Origin of the sequence: Flavobacterium panici, assembly GCF_903819335.1 — a bacterium.
In the GTDB taxonomy this organism is placed as follows: domain Bacteria; phylum Bacteroidota; class Bacteroidia; order Flavobacteriales; family Flavobacteriaceae; genus Flavobacterium; species Flavobacterium panici.
This window is the reverse complement of the sequence record NZ_CAIJDE010000030.1, coordinates 12,516-29,916: the sequence shown is the minus strand read 5'-3', so window position 1 is coordinate 29,916 and position 17,401 is coordinate 12,516. Positions and strand designations below refer to the sequence as shown.

Annotated in this window: 11 protein-coding genes; all 11 read right to left on the bottom strand. The window is 35.2% G+C overall.

All coding sequences use genetic code 11. The features are described 5' to 3' along the window. Window positions 1–404: 404 nt before the first annotated feature. Window positions 405–1,061 (bottom strand): fructose-6-phosphate aldolase, encoded by a 657-nt coding sequence (gene fsa, locus FLAPXU55_RS04795; protein ID WP_180856806.1) that lies wholly within the window; start codon window positions 1,059–1,061, stop codon window positions 405–407. Window positions 1,062–1,830: 769 nt separating this feature from the next. Then, a complete protein-coding gene (xylA, locus tag FLAPXU55_RS04790) occupies window positions 1,831–3,156 on the bottom strand; it encodes a xylose isomerase (protein ID WP_053473041.1) in 1,326 nt (441 codons plus the stop codon). A gap of 8 nt (window positions 3,157–3,164) precedes the next feature. Next, window positions 3,165–4,646, bottom strand: a complete 1,482-nt coding sequence (locus FLAPXU55_RS04785) for a xylulokinase (RefSeq protein WP_180856805.1) — start codon at window positions 4,644–4,646, stop codon at window positions 3,165–3,167. A 2-nt stretch (window positions 4,647–4,648) separates the two neighbouring features. Further along, window positions 4,649–5,656, bottom strand: a complete 1,008-nt coding sequence (locus FLAPXU55_RS04780) for a GntR family transcriptional regulator (RefSeq protein ID WP_180856804.1) — start codon at window positions 5,654–5,656, stop codon at window positions 4,649–4,651. Between the two features lie 256 nt (window positions 5,657–5,912). Next, on the bottom strand, window positions 5,913–6,947 hold the full coding sequence (locus FLAPXU55_RS04775; RefSeq protein WP_180856803.1) for a glycoside hydrolase family 43 protein: 1,035 nt from the start codon (window positions 6,945–6,947) through the stop codon (window positions 5,913–5,915). Window positions 6,948–6,970: 23 nt separating this feature from the next. After that, window positions 6,971–8,404: an MFS transporter gene (locus tag FLAPXU55_RS04770; protein ID WP_180856802.1), complete on the bottom strand. Its 1,434-nt coding sequence runs from the start codon at window positions 8,402–8,404 to the stop codon at window positions 6,971–6,973. 263 nt (window positions 8,405–8,667) lie between these two features. Beyond that, on the bottom strand, window positions 8,668–9,777 hold the full coding sequence (locus tag FLAPXU55_RS04765) for an endo-1,4-beta-xylanase (RefSeq protein WP_180856801.1): 1,110 nt from the start codon (window positions 9,775–9,777) through the stop codon (window positions 8,668–8,670). A 259-nt stretch (window positions 9,778–10,036) separates the two neighbouring features. Continuing rightward, entirely contained in the window at window positions 10,037–12,643 is a 2,607-nt protein-coding gene (locus FLAPXU55_RS04760; RefSeq protein WP_180856800.1) for a glycosyl hydrolase 115 family protein, read from the bottom strand. A gap of 183 nt (window positions 12,644–12,826) precedes the next feature. Beyond that, the gene (gene uxuA / locus FLAPXU55_RS04755) at window positions 12,827–13,990 is read right to left on the bottom strand and encodes a mannonate dehydratase (protein WP_219637243.1); all 1,164 of its coding nucleotides are present in this window, start codon (window positions 13,988–13,990) and stop codon (window positions 12,827–12,829) included. Window positions 13,991–14,118: 128 nt separating this feature from the next. Beyond that, window positions 14,119–14,856, bottom strand: coding sequence for an SDR family NAD(P)-dependent oxidoreductase (locus FLAPXU55_RS04750; RefSeq protein ID WP_180856798.1), 738 nt, complete (start codon window positions 14,854–14,856; stop codon window positions 14,119–14,121). A gap of 174 nt (window positions 14,857–15,030) precedes the next feature. Then, on the bottom strand, window positions 15,031–17,184 hold the full coding sequence (locus FLAPXU55_RS04745; protein ID WP_180856797.1) for an alpha-glucuronidase family glycosyl hydrolase: 2,154 nt from the start codon (window positions 17,182–17,184) through the stop codon (window positions 15,031–15,033). Window positions 17,185–17,401 lie beyond the last annotated feature (217 nt).

Sequence of the window (17,401 nt, the reverse complement as noted above, 5' to 3'; positions counted from 1 at the left end):
ATACACAATCGGTTGCGTTAATTTTATTTAAGAATTTTAAAAAAATAGTGTATTAAAAAAACATATAGTTTATTTATATTCATAAAAAATTAAACTATATTCATATTTACAAACCTGAACACTCAAAACATTATGAATAAAAAACTGTTTTCTTCAAAATATTAAAAAAAGCATAAAAGGAAGGATTTAAGATATTTTCAATACATCTACATCGTTTTAGTAATATAAAAAGTACATAATAATTGAATTTTAACTTAATATTCTAAAGGAAAGCTGAATACGAGCGCATCTCTAAAATTATTTGATTTAAAACAATTCAAAAAGGCAATCGGTTGTTGAAAAGTTATAAAAAAAGCCCTTTTCGAGATGAAAAGGGCTTAGTCATTGCGTTGTGTATTTAGGGTTTAGAGATTCATTTTTTTAGCATCTTCAACAAACTGTTTTAAACCAATATCTGTAAGCGGATGTTTCAATAATCCTTTAATTGCCGAAAGCGGCCCGGTCATTACATCTGATCCAACTTTGGCACAATTTACAATATGCATGGTATGTCTTACCGAAGCAGAAAGGATTTGCGTTTGATAATCGTAATTATCATAAATTTCCCTGATTTCGGCAATTAAATGCATTCCGTCTGTTGAAACATCATCTAATCGTCCTAAAAACGGAGAAACATAAGTCGCTCCAGCTTTCGCCGCCAATAAAGCCTGACCTGCCGAAAATACTAGTGTTACATTAGTTTTAATTCCTTTTGAAGAAAAGTATTTACAAGCTTTTATTCCGTCGCCAATCATGGGTAACTTCACCACAATCTGCGGATGCAAAGCTGCAAGCTCCTCTCCTTCTCTTATCATTCCGTCAAAATCAGTAGAAATTACCTCAGCAGAAACATCTCCGTCAACAATATTACAAATGTCCAGATAATGTTTTAAGATGTTGTCTTTTCCTGTAATTCCTTCTTTTGCCATCAAAGACGGATTTGTCGTTACGCCGTCGAGAACACCAAGAGATTGTGCTTCTCGAATGTCTTCGAGATTAGCGGTATCAATAAAAAATTTCATAAGTTTTTTTTGGTTTAAGGTTGGTGGTTATTTTGTGGTCTGTAATTGTTTTAATGGAGTAAATCGTGTAGTTTTTAGTGAGTTGAACCCCTTCCGATGTTGTCATTTCGAGGAACGAGAAATCTTCGTAAGTAGCTCCGCACTGAGAATCGCCAATCTTTGTAGAGTTTCTCGCGAAGATTTCTCGTTCCTCGAAATGACAAGATTGCGGGTATTTCTTTGTATAATTAACTTTGTCAAAGTTTAAAACTTTGACAAAGATTGTGTGTAATTTGTAGAGACGCACTGCAGTGCGTCTAACATTTAGCGAGAAAAAAAATGTGCATTTCGACCGATTCTGCTCTTCAAAAAACCTTCAATAAAAAAATAACTCACTTAATAATTTTATCAAACTGACTTTATTTTTAAACTTCAATTTTCAAAAAATAGCAACTAAACCTTCAATCTATTTTTGTCAAATCTAAATCTCAAAAACAAGTCATAATCTTAATACACATTCTCTCTATTTGTATCTAAAAAAACATTAAAACAATCATTAAATAGTTTTAACTTTCTATAGCTATCACATATAATTTTATCAAGTTTCTTTAGAATAGTTTCTCACTAAAAAATTTTAAACACATAGATACATAGTTTTCTTTGTCAATAAAGGCGTTTCACTTGTTTAAATAAATCCCGATAGTTATCCGGACTATGTGTAAAAATCTTGTTTTTTTTGCCTCTTTTTATAAAAACTCAAATCTATGTTTCTATGTGTTTAAATAAATTATTAAATATATTGGTTAATGATATTTTCAAACAATTCTTGTTTACCGCTTTGAAGAGTCAATTCTCCATTTTGGTTTGCGATATCGTATAAATCTTTAAGGTTTAATTTTCCGTTTTCGAAATCTTTTCCTTTTCCTGCATCAAATGAGCTGTATCTTTCTGTTCTTAATTTTTCGTAAGGAGAAGAAGTAATGATTTTATCTGCAGTCAATAAAGCTCTTGCAAAAGTATCAGCTCCACCAATATGCGCTAAGAAAACATCTTCAAGATCCGTAGAATTTCTTCTGATTTTTGCGTCGAAGTTAACTCCACCGCCTTGTAATCCGCCGGCTTTTAAGAAAACCAACATCGCTTCAGTAGTTTCCTGAATGTTATTTGGAAACTGGTCAGTATCCCATCCGTTTTGGTAATCTCCTCTGTTTGCATCGATGCTTCCTAACATTCCTGCTTTTGCAGCAACTTCTAATTCATGTTGAAAAGTGTGTTGCGCCAATGTTGCGTGGTTTACCTCGATATTGATTTTAAAATCTTTATCTAAACCATATTCTTTTAAGAATCCAATTGCAGTTGCCGAGTCAAAATCGTATTGATGTTTAGATGGTTCCATTGGTTTTGGTTCGATAAAGAAAGTTCCTTTAAAACCTTGTGCTCTTGCGTAATCTCTAGACATTGCAAGGAATTGCGCCATGTGGTCTAATTCTCTTCCCATATCTGTGTTTAGTAAAGACATATAACCTTCTCTACCACCCCAGAATACGTAGTTTTCTCCGCCTAAAGCAATCGTTGCATCAAGCGCTAATTTTACTTGACCTCCGGCTCTTGCTACCACATTAAAATCAGGATTTGTTGCTGCTCCGTTCATAAATCTTGGATTAGAGAAACAGTTTGAAGTTCCCCAAAGCAATTTAATTCCAGAATCTGCTTTTTTCTGTTTTAAGTAATCTGTAATGAATGCTAAACGTTTTTCTGATTCTGCGAAAGTTGCTCCTTCAGCAATCAAATCGTAATCGTGAAAACAGAAATAATCAAATCCCATTTTGCTGATAAATTCAAAAGCTGCATCAGCTTTATCTTTTGCTGCTTGGTATGGATCTGAAGATTGATCCCAGGCAAATTGCTGTGTTCCTGGTCCGAATGGATCGCTTCCTTGTCCGCAGAACGTGTGCCAATATGCGATCGCAAATTTAAAGTGCTCACGCATTGTTTTTCCAGCTACAACTTGGTCTGGATTGTAATATTTAAATGCCAACGGATTATCAGATTCCTTTCCTTCAAATTTTATTTGGCCAATACCTTTGTAGTATTCTTTATCTCCTAAAACTATCATTTGTTCTTTTATTTAGTTGTTAATATTAATTCTAATTCTTGTTTCCATTTCTGGTAGGCAGCTTCATAAGGCGCTGCGTTGTGAAGTGGTAAAAACGTCATTACATGATCGTTGTCGCTAACATTAGCTCCAAATTTGCTGTAATCACCATCTTTTAAACCAACAGCTCTTGCTGCTCCAACTGCTCCGGTTGTATTATAAATTTCAATTTCGTGACCAATTAAAGTCGCCACCGTATTAGAGAAAATCTCCGAACGGAATAAATTATCATTTCCGGCTCTAATCACATTAATTGTCGCATTATCATCCTTTAAACATTCCATTCCGTATACAAACGAAAAAGCAATTCCTTCAAGAGAAGCTCTAAATAAATGCGCACTGTTATGAATATTCAAATTGAGGTTTAAAAAATGAGTTCCGATGTTTTTATTGTTGAACATACGCTCAGCGCCATTTCCAAACGGAATCACAACAACTCCTTCTGAACCTACCTCAACATTCGAAGCTTTTTCATTCATAACTTCATAAGACTCATTTCCCATATTATTACGAAGCCATCTGTATTGAATTCCTGCTCCGTTAATATTTAAAAGTTTACCAACTCTAGGCGTTTCCAATTCGTAGTTTACGTGAACGAAATTGTTTACTCTCGTACTTTTTCCAGATGACATTTCGCTTACCGCATAAAATACTCCCGAAGTTCCGCCCGTTGCCGCCACTTCTCCCGGATTCAAAACATTCAAAGCCAAAGCATTATTAGGCTGATCTCCCGCTCTGTAAACAATAGGAATTCCTGCCGGAAGACCAGATTCTGCAGAAGCTTTTTCAGTAACAACGCCTTGATTCGTAAAATTTTCTACAATTTTTGGAGTTAATGACTGATCGATTCCGTAATAATCCAAAAGCCAGTCGGCTACTTTATTTTCTTTATAATCCCAAAGCATTCCTTCAGACAAACCATTTTTAGTTGTCGTTACTTCGCCCGTCAATTTCAAAGCGATATAATCTCCAGGAAGCATGTATTTATCAATTTTATTGTAAACTTCGGGCTCGTTTTCTTTCACCCATTTTAATTTCGAAGCCGTAAAATTTCCCGGAGAATTCAGTAAATGCTCCATACATTTTTGTTCTCCAATTTCGGCGAAAGCCTTATTTCCAATTTCAACCGCACGGCTGTCACACCAAATAATTGAATTTCGAAGCGCATTTCCTGCTTTATCTACAATTACTAATCCGTGCATTTGATACGAAATACCAATTCCCTGAATTTTTGATGCATCAATATTAGCTTCGCGAATCGCTCTTTTGGTTGCCGTACAAATGTGCTGCCACCAGATTTCAGGATCCTGTTCTGCCCAGTCCGGGTGAATAGACAAGATTTCCATTTCGTTTTGCGGTTCATTCAAAACGATTACTTTTTTACCCGTTTCAGCTTCAACCAAGGCTGCCTTGACCGAAGAACTTCCAATATCATATCCGATATAATACATACTTACAATGATTCTCTTATTATTAATTTTGTCGGCACATAACACTTCGTTTCTTCGTCATGCGTAATAAATGCCGCTGCTTTGGTTCCTAATTCCTTAAAATCAGTTGACACAACTGAAATTCCTTTATAAATAAATTTCTTCATTGGCGTTTCGTTATACGACAAAAAACCAACGTCTTTTCCAGGCTCAAAATCTTTCTCTTTACACTGCTCTAAAAAGTATCCTAAAATCCTGTCGCTTACACTTATATACGCAATTCCTTTTTCGATATTGAACTTTTTAGGATCTGTTACAATCTCATATTCAAAACTAAAATCAGCACAGAATTTCTTAAAAAAATCAACCGTTTCCTTCGGGTGATTGGTGAAATCCGGATACACAAATTGTATCTTTTTATACTTTTTAAACAAATCAGCCGCCTCTGTCAATGACTCATAAAACGCTTTTCCAAAATCCTGAAAAACATAATTATTACTTTTATCAGCCTGAATATTCCAGTCTATCAAAAGCAATTTGTCTTTTGAAATCGCCGACAAAGCAGGAGCAATTTCCTTGTGATCAAAATTCATTACCACATATTTGTAATACTTCCCAATTCCGTTATTGATGATCGTTTTAAAAACATCAATATTATAATGATGAAACTGCACATCAGTAATCACATTATCCGGCAGATTATTCACAAACGAATGGTACAAAACCTCTTTATAGGCCTTAAAAGTGTCTAAAACCAAAAGCACTTTTCTCGTTTCGCCCGAAACATAATAGCCTTTATTTGGCACAGACTCAATCGTATTTTGATCTTTTAAAATCGTATACGCTTTAAAAACCGTGTCTCTCGAAAGCTGATATGTTTTGCAGATTACATTTACTGACGGAAGTAAATCTCCTTTTTGTAAAATATTCTCGGCAATAGCATTTGTAATCCCGTCAACCAATTGCTGGTACTTCGGAATATCACTATCGTGATTAATTATAAACTCAAATTTTTCTTCTTCTTTTAGCATACCGTTCTGTTCCGTTCTGTTATGCTAAAGTAAATAATTGTATCTTATAAAAAAATACTTTTACATTAAAAATTGTTATCTTTTTATTCCATCTAAAATAATACTTTGGGCGTGCCCCTCCGGTCGGGCTATCCGTTTCAAGTCCTCGCACTTCTTTCGTCAGGCTGCGGGCTTTCCACTTCTATCCCTCACGCAAACCAACCTTGCAAGAAAACCTAAAACCAACACAACCGATTGTATTTTTCAAGAAATTTTTTTAATCTATCAATCTTCTTATTCCATACGGATCAATCGTAACAATCGAACCATCTTCCAGATAATCGATTTTAGTTACTTTCATACTTCTTAAATGCGTCACGCCTTTTGATAAACTCGAATCGTGATAAAACAAATACCATTCGTTCTCCACCTCACAAATAGAATGATGCGAAGTCCAGCCCACAACCGGATTCAAAATTCTTCCCTGATATGTAAACGGCCCATACGGATTGTCGCCAATTGCGTAACAAATAAAATGGGTATCGCCTGTTGAATACGAGAAATAATATTTTCCGTTGTATTTATGAACCCACGAAGCTTCAAAAAAACGACGGCTATTATCGCCAGCCAACAGATTTTCCCCGTTTTCATCCAGAATTTTAATCTCTTTAGGTTCTTCTGCAAACTCCAACATATCGTCGCGAAGCAAAGCTACAATTGGCCCTAAAGCAGGTTCGTTTCCAGAAGGTTCTTCATTATCCTGATCGTATTTATTATTTCTGTATTTCTGTAACTGTCCGCCCCAGATTCCGCCAAAATAAATATAATGTTTCCCGTCTTCATCCTCAAAAACTGCAGGATCAATACTGTAACTTCCTTTTATCGCATCTGGCTCCGACTTGAAAGGTCCTGCAGGAGAATCTCCAACGGCAACTCCAATCTGGAAAATTCCATTAGCACGTTTGGCAGGGAAATACAAATAATACTTTCCGTTTTTCTGTGCCGCATCTGGCGCCCACATTTGTTTTTCGGCCCAGGCAACATCTTTTACATGCAATGCAACACCATTATCAACGGCTTTTGATGAAATACTTTCCATCGAAAAAACATGATAATCTTCCATCCCGAAGTGATCACCATTATCGTTAAACGGAATTCCGGCATCGATATCATGCGACGGATAAATATAAATTTTACCATTAAATACATGCGCCGACGGGTCGGCTGTATAAATGTGAGAAACTAAAGGCTTTGAAATCGCCAGTTCATTAATTTCCTCAAAATTAATTTGTTCAATGCTATCTTCAGGCATAGTAATATCTTGGTTTTAAATAATTAAGTTCTTCTTTCTTTTAATTCAGTTTCGATCTGCACTTCCATTTGTTTATTGATTTTATAGAAAACCAATAATCCGGCTCCAATTAAAAATGGAATTGCAGGAAAAATGCTGACCAATAATTTTATTCCGCTAATCGCAGTTTCGGTTTGTACAGCAGAATTTGGTGCATAATGGAAATATCCTAAAAACAATGTTGTTAAAGCGCCGCCAATACTTAATCCCGCTTTTAAACCTACCATCATCGCAGAGAAAATAATGGCAGTAGCGCGGCGATTGTTCAGCCATTCTGAATAATCGGCAACATCAGCAATCATTGCCCAAAGAATCGGGATTGTAATTCCGTAGAAAAATCCGTGCAAGATTTGGGAGAAAAACATGAAGCTGATCGACGTTGACGGGAAGAAATAAAAAGCGATAATAAACAACGTTGAAATGAATAAAAACAATCCGAATATATTTCGCTTTCCGTATTTATCTGCCAGGTTTTTAGACAATGTAATTCCCACAATCATAAAGATAATTCCGCCCGCATTAAACAATCCAAATCCAGCTGAAACAGGATCATTCCCAAAATGATTCAAGCCAATATTCGATAAAGTATCTAAAATAGGCTGAATAAAAAGTGCTAATTGCTCTTTATCAACATAGTTTTCAAAATAATACACATACGAACCGCCTTTCATTGCCAGCGTAATAAAAACCAAAGTGGTAAGCGAAAGCATAATTATCCACGGTCTGTTTTTGACCAAATCGCTTAAATCTTCTTTTATGCTTGATTTTTGTTCCGGCTTCGGAATGATTCTTTCTTTTGTCGTTAAAAAAGTAATTAAAAGCATAATAGTTCCAATAATCGCCAAAACCGTCATTACTTTTTCGATACCAATTGCTTTATCTCCGTTTCCGGCACTTTTTATAATTCCGAGCATAAAAACTTGAACAAAAAACTGTGCAAACATAACGGCCACAAAACGGTACGACGACATACTGTTTCTTTCGGACATATCGCCTGTAATTACACCGCTTAAAGCCGAATACGGCAGATTATTTCCGGCGTAAAAAAGTAATAATAAAGTATAGGTTACAACGGCATAAATTACTTTCCCTTTATAGGCAAAATCAGGAGTTGAAAATGCTAACAGGGCCACAATACCAAGCGGAATTGCAGTTGCCAAAATCCACGGTCTAAATTTTCCCCATTTTGTACTGGTTCTGTCTGCTAAAACGCCAATAATGGGATTAAAAATAAAAGCTGCAACTAAACCCACAATCAACATGATGATAGAAGAATCTGTTGGCGATAATCCGTAAATATCGGTGTAGAAATAAGCCAGATACGTCATCAAAGTTTGAAAAACTAAATTGGCAGCTAAGTCTCCTAAGCTGTATCCTATTTTTTCTTTGATGGATAATTTTTGTGAAATGTTATTCATTTTGCGGTTTGTGGTTAGTTAGTTTATTGTTCCTGCAAGGTTTTTAAAACCTTGTAGGTTTAAAATTGTTTTTATAATGCTTTTCAAATATACCTACAAGGTTTTGAAAACCTTGCAGGAAAGCGAATTGCTATTAAAACAATCGGTTGTGTAAAATTATACAAAAAAACATATTACGCAAATTTACTTTACTTTATTTCAAGAATATTTTTAAAAACAACCGATTGTTAATAATATTTTAATTCAAAGCCTTTTTTAACTCGTTATTCTTCCGTTTTCTTCAACTTTAAAATACTATCGTAAGCTGGTTTATGTTTTAAAACTGCATCAAACGGAAGCGGATAATTGGTTCTTCCTTTTATCGGCCAGTCATTTAACCAAGATTGTCCATCGTAAACTCCCCAAAAAGTAACACGGCTGATTTTGTCTTTATGCTTTAAAAATAATTTAAAAATCGATGCATAACGTTCTGCCAATTGCGTTTGAACTGAATCCGGCAATGATTTAGGATACGGATTCATTTTGGCACTTCCTTCAAAATTCTGATTTACATCAGCGCCTTTTAAATCCCACGGATTTGGCAGCACGGTAATATCCAATTCTGTAAAAGCAACTTTAATTCCCAATGCCGAATATTCTAAAATACTCTTTTCAATTTCTTCAATCGACGGACTCTGCAATCTCCAATGTCCCTGAATTCCAACTCCGTCAACCTTTCCTCCTGCTGCTTTTATTTTTTTGATTAAAGCAATTGCTCCTGCTCTTTTTGCAGGTTCTTCAATATTATAATCGTTATAATATAAATCTACTTTTGGATCTGCTTTTTCTGCCAGTTTAAAAGCATCAACAAGATATTTTTCACCAAGCGTTTTCAAAAAAACAGATTGTCGCAATGTTCCATCATCGTTTAAAGCTTCGTTCACAACATCCCACGAATTAATTCTGCCTTTATATTTGGAAACAATTGTCGTAATATGATCTTTCATGAAAGCTTTCATTTCGGTACTATCCGCTATTTTTTCCATCCATGGCGCTAATTGACTGTGCCATATCAAAGTATGTCCGTGAATAAACATTTTATTCTTTTCACCGTAAGCCACAAATTTGTCCGATAAAGCAAAATCATATTTGTCTTTTTGCGGATGCGTGAACATCGATTTCATAATATTTTCCGGCGTGATTGCATTAAATTCTTTCTTGATCAATGAATCTACTTTTGCATCTTTTTCTTCAATTTGATCTGCGCTTAATGCTGTACCGATATAGAAGTCGTTTTTGTAAACATCTTTTAATGAAGCGGTTTCTTTTTGAGATGTACAGCTTACTGTCAGCAAAGTGGTGACGGCAAACAAATAAGGTTTAATAAAATTCATATATTTTTTGGTTTAAATAGTTAATAGTTTTTTTTTTAAACACATAGAGACATAGTTTTTCTTTGTCAATAAAGGCGTTTCACTTGTTTAAACAAACATAGTTTTTCTCAACAGAGACCTGACAGGTCTAATATACGCTCACAGTTTTGTCATTCCGAGGAACGAGGAATCGCACTCGGGATTCGACAAAGATTGGCGACATTCAGTATAGAGTTTCTAGTGCGATCCCTCGTTCCTCGGAATGACAAACAGAACGTAATCAATCCTTCCTAAAACTCTCAGGTGGCCCCAAATACGACTCCAAAATTTTTCCTTCTTCCATCTCAATTACAATTTTTTGGAGCACTAAGGCCGGATCGATAGCATAAATTTTCAAAATATGATTTCCTGAATTTTCGATTTGATGCGTCGAGGTTATTATTTTAATATTGTTCGCAACAGATTCGGCCCAAACTTTTTCTGATGAATCTGTGTTGAGGTTCATTATTTGAGGCTTTTCATCATCAAAACCAATTCCGTATTTCAAACCATCACGAATTGTAAAATTTATGGTTGGCGAAAAATAAGCGTGTACTTTTACATTTCTTTTACTGAAAAAATGAACGTCATATTCTAATCTTGGCGATTCTTTTGAGATTTCAATCGGCTTAATATTCGAAGGTTTAATTGTTATTCCAGAATCTGTTTTACCTAGATTTGGGATTATGGTCCATTTTACTAAATCCGAATTTATGGCTTTAGAATAATTTTTACTTTCTATTGAAATGTAACCGTTCTCCTCAACAAAACCTCGAACATGATCTAAATATCTATATTTAGTATTTGATGTTTCAACCTTTGGAGAATCTTCTGTAGAAATTCCTGTTTGAGTTTTGTTTGATACTTCAATTGTTTTTGTTTTCGGAATCACATTTTTATCCGGCTGCTGCCAATTATAATAACCAATATGTGTTTGCGACATCATGTGATTCCATTTTCCGTTAACCAATTTTGTGTGATAATAGTCCGTCAACAAGCTATCCTTCTCAAATAATTCTTTTACTTTTTCAACATACACATTTGCAATGGCATTTCCCTGACTTGCATACAAATGATTTTTAGCCGCAGCGACATACATTTCATTTAAATTAGCACTTGCCAAAACTGGAAATAAAACCAATTGATAAAAAGCATCTTTATATTCAGATTTCAATTTTTGGTTTATCGAATTGGCTTTTTCAACTAATTTTTGATAGTCTTCAGCAACTCGATCTGCTTCATTATAATTGGTGATGCTGTAGGTTTTTGAATCTAGCAATTCAGGTTTTCTACGGGAATTATATTTGGTATATAATTTTAGAATTTCAGCAATATCTTCGGAATTTTGATCTCCAAAATTTTCTTTTGCCCAATTCACATAATATTGCTCTAAATTTCTAGCATTGAATTTTTCAGGATTCCACGCCATATCTAAGAAAAATTCTATTGGAAATTCCATTGGTTTAATGTCTCCAACATTTACAATCCAGATTTTATCAACGCCATATTGATATGCTAAATCCATTTGTTCCCAAACTCTTTCAATTTGGTTTGTGTTGATCCATTTGTAATTTCTTGGTCCGCCAACGTAATCGTAATGATAGTAAATTCCGTAACCGCCTTTTCTTGGTTTTGAATCAAGTTCAGGCAGTTTGCGGATATTTCCCCAATTGTCATCACACAACAAAAGCGTAATATCATCGGGAACCGTCATTCCTTTGTCGTAATAATCCTGAACTTCTTTGTAAAGCGCCCATATTTGCGGCGTTTCTTCGGCGGGTTTTTTCGTAACTTCTGCAATAATATTTCTTTGGGTTTTTACGATATCTTCTAATAAACCAATTGCAGTTCCTTCGGTCATAGGTTCGTCACCGTCGCCGCGCATTCCGACAGTTACAATGGTTTCTTTATTTCCCATTCTTTTAATACCGTCTTTCCAAAACTTAATTAAAGCTTCTGAATTGGTACTAAAATCCCATTTTCCGTTTGCTTTTCCCCATTCGGCATGCGCTCTTGTTAACGGTTCGTGGTGTGAAGTTCCCATTACAATTCCGTATTCATTGGCTAAAACAGCGTTCTGCGGATCTTCTACATAAAACATTCTGCCCCACATGGCCGGCCATAAATAGTTGCCTTTCATTCTGAGAATCAGTTCAAAAACTTTATCGTAGAATTTCGAATTGAATCCGCCAAATTTTTCAAATGCCCAGCCGGATAAAGCCGGAGCTTCATCATTTATAAAAATTCCTCTGTATTTTACTTTTGGTTCTCCCTGCGAATGAATTCCAGGTAAAACATGCAGTTCTGATTGCTTTTTCACCGGAACATCAGCCCAAAAATACCAGGGCGAAACGCCTATTTGACTGGATAAATCGTAGATTCCGTAAATTGTTCCTCTTTTGTCTGAACCTGCAATTACTAAGGCTTTTTTAATTCCTTTAAACGGATTTTCTACAATTTGTGTGGTGAATTTTTCCCATTTTCCACGAAGCTGATTTGCATCTATTTTCCCTTTTTTGGCTAATTGATTGATGATTTCACTTTTTCCTAAAGTTCCAATAATAACCACAAAATCTTCTGCTTCAGAAATTTTATTGATTCTTTTTGGATGCAAATCTGAAACCTGAAAAATGTCATTTTCTAAATGTGCTGTCACTTTTAAAACGCCTGAAAAATCAGTTGAACTTGCTAAAATGGAAGCCGTTTTTCCTTTTGAAACTAAAGGAAAGTTTTCGGTGGAAGCCTTATTTACTATGTATTTCTCTGGATTTATGGCATATAATTTTGTGCTTAATCCTATTAAGGAAAACAGTAAAAACTTATATAGCAACTTAAAATTTAAACACATAAAGACATAGTTTTTGTTTATCTGTAAAAAGGCGTTTCACTTGTTTAAACAAACATAGCTTTCGCCAGTTTTGTCATTTCGACGTAAGGAGAAATCGCACTCGGGATTCGACAAAGATTGGAGACATTCTGTGCGGAATTTCTCGTGAGATTCCTCGTTCCTCGGAATGACAAACAGTAGGTTTTACAAATTCAATTTATAAGCAATTCCTATTTCTAAACCCCTTAACTCAGCAAGACCTTTTAATCTTCCCGTCAAAGAATATCCAGGATACGTTTCTGTCGTCTCATCAACCGAATGTAAAAAGCCATGATCGGGGCGCATTGGAAGACTTATTTTTGTTTTGTTCATTAACAATACTAATTTTTCTACGATAACTTCCATGTTGACATCACCGTTTAAATGTTCTGATTCCCTGAAAATAGTTTCGCTTTCGCGGATGGTATTTCTCAGATGCAAAAAGTGGATTCGATCTCCAAAATCGTCTATGATTTTTTCGAGATTGTTTTTCGGATCAGCACTTAACGAACCTGTGCAATAACACAATCCGTTTGCTGTTGATGGAACTGCATTGAAAATGGCTTTTAAATCAGCTTCAGTTGAAACAATTCTCGGAAGTCCTAAAACAGAAAACGGCGGATCGTCTGGATGAAGAGCTAGTTTTGAACGTGTTTCTTCGGCAACCGGAGCAACTTCTGATAAAAAATAAATCAGGTTTTCTCTTAGTTTTTGATTGTCGATATTCATATAATTATCTAATACAGATAAAATCTGTTCTGCCGTAAAGTTGATCGTACTTCCTGGCAATCCTAGCAAAACATTTTTAAACAATAATGCTTTTTCCGGTTCCGAAAGTTTATTACCGAAATTCAAGGCATTTTGTTTTTGAACTTCCGAATAATCATTTTCGGCGTTTGGTCTTTTTAAAAGAAAAACATCAAAATAGGTAAACGCATCCTGATTGTACAACAGTGCTTTACTTCCATCTTCATTGATAAAATTATGATCCGTGCGCACCCAATCCAGAATCGGCATAAAATTATAGGTGATGATTTTGATACCGCATTCTGCCAGATTTCGCAAACTGATTTTATAATTTTCAATGTATTGCAAATAATTTCCTGAGGCTCTTTTGATTTCTTCATGAACCGGAAGACTTTCCACCACATTCCATTCCAGTCCGTAATTTCGAATGATTTCCTGTCTTTCTTTTATATCAGCAATTGTCCATATATCGCCAACGGGAATTTGATGCAAAGCGGTTACAATTCCTGTTGCTCCGGCTTGTTTAATATCGATTAAACTTACGTTGTCGTTTGGTCCGAACCATCGCATGGTTTGCTGCATTTTTATCATACTAACTATTTTTTGCCACGAAGGCACTAAGTCACAAAGTTTTTCTCTTTAAAGTTTTTCTCTTTAAAGTTTTTTAAAATAAAACTTTGTGACTAAGCGACTTTGTGGCATTTTCACAATTAAAACCCAATACTGTTTCCGCCATCAACTGGCAATACAGTTCCCGTTGTATATTTTGATTCGCTTAAAGCGAAATAGTAAACTGCATCTGCAATGTCCGAAGGTTCTCCTAAAAAGCCCATTGGTGTTCTTCCCAATACTTTATTTTTTCTTTCCGGATCGTTATCCAAAGCTGTTGATGACATTTTGGTTTTTATAAATCCCGGTGCAATACAGTTTACACGAATACCAAACTGAGCCAATTCTACCGCCATTGCACGTGTCATCGATTCAATCGCGCCTTTACTTGATGAATAGGCAATTACTTTTGGGATTCCGTATTGCGAAGCCATTGAACTGATGTTGATAATGCTTCCACCGCCGTTTTCTTTCATGTTTTTTACGACTTCTCTACTTACAGCGAAAACACTTAAAAGATTGGTATGGATTATCGTTAAGAAATCTTCATCGGTAACATCTGCAAATTCTTTTTTCATATTGATTCCGGCATTGTTTACCAAAATATCGATTGAATCGTTTTTGGCGATGTTTTCGATCATGGCTGGAATTCCTTTCAGGTCATTTAAATCGAATATTACCGGAATAGCATTTTCTCCAATTTCTTTGCAGGCTTCTTCTGTTTTTTCTTTTGTTCTTCCGATAATGTAGGTTTTTATTCCGTTATCGCATAATTTCTTTGCGGTTGCAAATCCTAAACCCGAGTTTCCTCCGGTTACTATTGCTGTTTTTTTACTCATAATTTTCAAAATATATTTTCATTTTGGTACGCGGATGACACGGATTCGCTATCGCGAAAACGCTGATTTACACGGATTTTTTTTATTCTTTTTTATTGAGAAGAATCCGTTTTTTTCCGTGTCTTCGCGATAGCGAATCCATCTTATCCGTGTTACATTTACTTCATAATTTATTTACCCATTTCCCGGTGCAAATGGGAATTTTAATGATTTAAAATACTCTAAACTTTGGGTTGGTTTTTCAACTCCCACAGGAAGTTCTTTCCCTGAAAATTGCTGAAAATATAACAAGCAGGCATCTCGCCACCATTTTGCTTCTTTCTGCTGAATTTCTAAGAGTATTTTTACTTCGTTAAACCTTTCGCTGTCAATATATTTTTCTGTTTGATTCCAAACGTTTTGCATTTCTTTGACTTGATTTACACCTTCCTGATATTTCAATGCTAAACCATTCCAAAGCGTTTGCCCATTTTTCAATTTATAATCCCATGAAACGTGATGAAACCATAATAAATCTTGTTCTGGACAGGTTGCTGCATTATCAAAAAGTTTCTCTATTTCTGGCGCATATTGCGAAGTGGCATTTGTTCCCGACTTTGATCTGTCAAAACCAATTCCGTTTTTGTCTGCTTTATGGTAATAAGTCGGGTTCCATTCTGGACGTGATAAATTAGAAACCCACGGTCCTGGCCCGTAATGATGTCCCGTATCCATAATATGATGCAAACCAAGCGGTGTCATATAATTTACAACGGCTTCACGCGATTCGATCATCATAGCTGCAACTGGTTTTATGAAATTTTCATCGTTTGAAAAAGTACATCTTAACCATTCATCGGCAATGGTTTCTGAATCTAAATACGGATTCCACGCCAGTCTTCCGAAGCCGTACCAATTGGCCTGCGCAAAGGGATGTCCAGTCCAGTTTAAATCATTCCCGATATTGGCAACGCCTGCAATCCCAGTTAGTTTATTTTGATATAAAGTGCCGTCAATGACTTTGGCAACGGTTGAACCTTTTCCTTTTTGATAGGTATCTGATTCTAAAACTTCCTGAAATAATTTTGGCAGAAAAACCAAATGTGTGCTAAAACCTAAATATTCCTGCGTGATTTGAAATTCCATCATTAAAGGTGTTTTGGGCATGGCACCAAACAAGGGATGAAACGGTTCTCTGGGCTGAAAATCGATTGCTCCATTTTTTACTTGCACAATTACATTTTCCTTGAATTTTCCGTCATATGGCTGAAATTCGGCGTAAGCTTGTTTTGCACGATCGTTTGCATCATGTTCTGAATATACAAAGGCTCTCCACATAATTATACCACCAAACGGCGCAACGGCATCGGCAAGCATATTTGCGCCGTCGACGTGATCTCTTCCGTAATTTTGCGGGCCGGGCTGACCTTCTGAATTGGCTTTCACTAAAAATCCTCCAAAATCTGGAATTCGTTTGTAAATTTCAGCGGCTTTATTTTTCCACCAATTAATCACTTCGAGATCTTTTGGATCAGCAGTTTTTAGGTTTCCAATTTCGATTGGCGCCGAAAATCTTGCAGTTAAATAGACTTTTATTCCGTAAGGTCTAAAAACATTCGCTAAGGCTTCGACTTTTTCTAAATATTGCGACGTTAAGATTAAAGCATTTGCATTTACATTCGTCAAAACTGTTCCGTTGATTCCTATTGATGCATTTGCTCTGGCGTAATCAATATAGCGTTGATCGATAAAATCAGGCAATTTCTGCCAGTTCCATAAAGAGAAACCTGCATAACCGCGTTCAACAGTTCGGTCGAGATTATCCCAATGATTTAGGATTCTGATATTTGTTTTTGGTGAATCGGTAATATTTAAGTTTTCGATTGATTTATTGGTCTGCATCAATCTTAAAAAATTAAAAATGCCGTATAAAACTGCTACATCATTTTTTCCTGAAATAATAAGCTGTTTTTTATTTCTAAAATGAATTGTTTTAATGATAAAACCTTCGTCGTTTATTTTGTCTAAATCTTGTTTTAAATCTTTTTGTAAATCCGGATTTAAAGAATTTTGAGAACCTATAATTAAGTTGTTTTCTCCTTTTATTTCTGATTTAATTTCCGGTTTATTTCCCAGCATACTGGAGATTCCGTTTTCTAATTCTTTTACGGAAACCTGATCAGTTTCGGAATTTCCTAAAGAAACAATTCCCTGAATATTTTTTTTATATTCTAAAGCAATTTTTGGATTTGTTATTCTGTCATATTGAAGCCATAGTTTATAATCCTTTTGCGCAAAAGCAGAAAAGGAAATCGAAAGAAACAGAAAAACAAATCTTACTGAAGTCATTTACTAATTAGTTTATTCTTAAAAACTTTCATTTTTACAACATCAACGTTTTGGATTTGAATATTACTATTTGATAAAATTTTAATTCAAAAAATGTATTATTCTAAACAAAACAACAATTGCAATCGGTTGCGTAAAAATATAGGATTGTTGTTTAAGAAAAAAATTTTAGTTCTCTTTTTTTCAAAAAATATATTTCTGTAACAAATAAAAGCAG

Coding starts and splice junctions, on each gene's coding strand:
- fsa (WP_180856806.1), bottom strand. CDS start 1,061: ATGAAATTTTTTATTGATACCGCTAATCTCGAAGACATTCGAGAAGCA.
- xylA (WP_053473041.1), bottom strand. CDS start 3,156: ATGATAGTTTTAGGAGATAAAGAATACTACAAAGGTATTGGCCAAATA.
- FLAPXU55_RS04785 (WP_180856805.1), bottom strand. CDS start 4,646: ATGTATTATATCGGATATGATATTGGAAGTTCTTCGGTCAAGGCAGCC.
- FLAPXU55_RS04780 (WP_180856804.1), bottom strand. CDS start 5,656: ATGCTAAAAGAAGAAGAAAAATTTGAGTTTATAATTAATCACGATAGT.
- FLAPXU55_RS04775 (WP_180856803.1), bottom strand. CDS start 6,947: ATGCCTGAAGATAGCATTGAACAAATTAATTTTGAGGAAATTAATGAA.
- FLAPXU55_RS04770 (WP_180856802.1), bottom strand. CDS start 8,404: ATGAATAACATTTCACAAAAATTATCCATCAAAGAAAAAATAGGATAC.
- FLAPXU55_RS04765 (WP_180856801.1), bottom strand. CDS start 9,777: ATGAATTTTATTAAACCTTATTTGTTTGCCGTCACCACTTTGCTGACA.
- FLAPXU55_RS04760 (WP_180856800.1), bottom strand. CDS start 12,643: ATGTGTTTAAATTTTAAGTTGCTATATAAGTTTTTACTGTTTTCCTTA.
- uxuA (WP_219637243.1), bottom strand. CDS start 13,990: ATGCAGCAAACCATGCGATGGTTCGGACCAAACGACAACGTAAGTTTA.
- FLAPXU55_RS04750 (WP_180856798.1), bottom strand. CDS start 14,856: ATGAGTAAAAAAACAGCAATAGTAACCGGAGGAAACTCGGGTTTAGGA.
- FLAPXU55_RS04745 (WP_180856797.1), bottom strand. CDS start 17,184: ATGACTTCAGTAAGATTTGTTTTTCTGTTTCTTTCGATTTCCTTTTCT.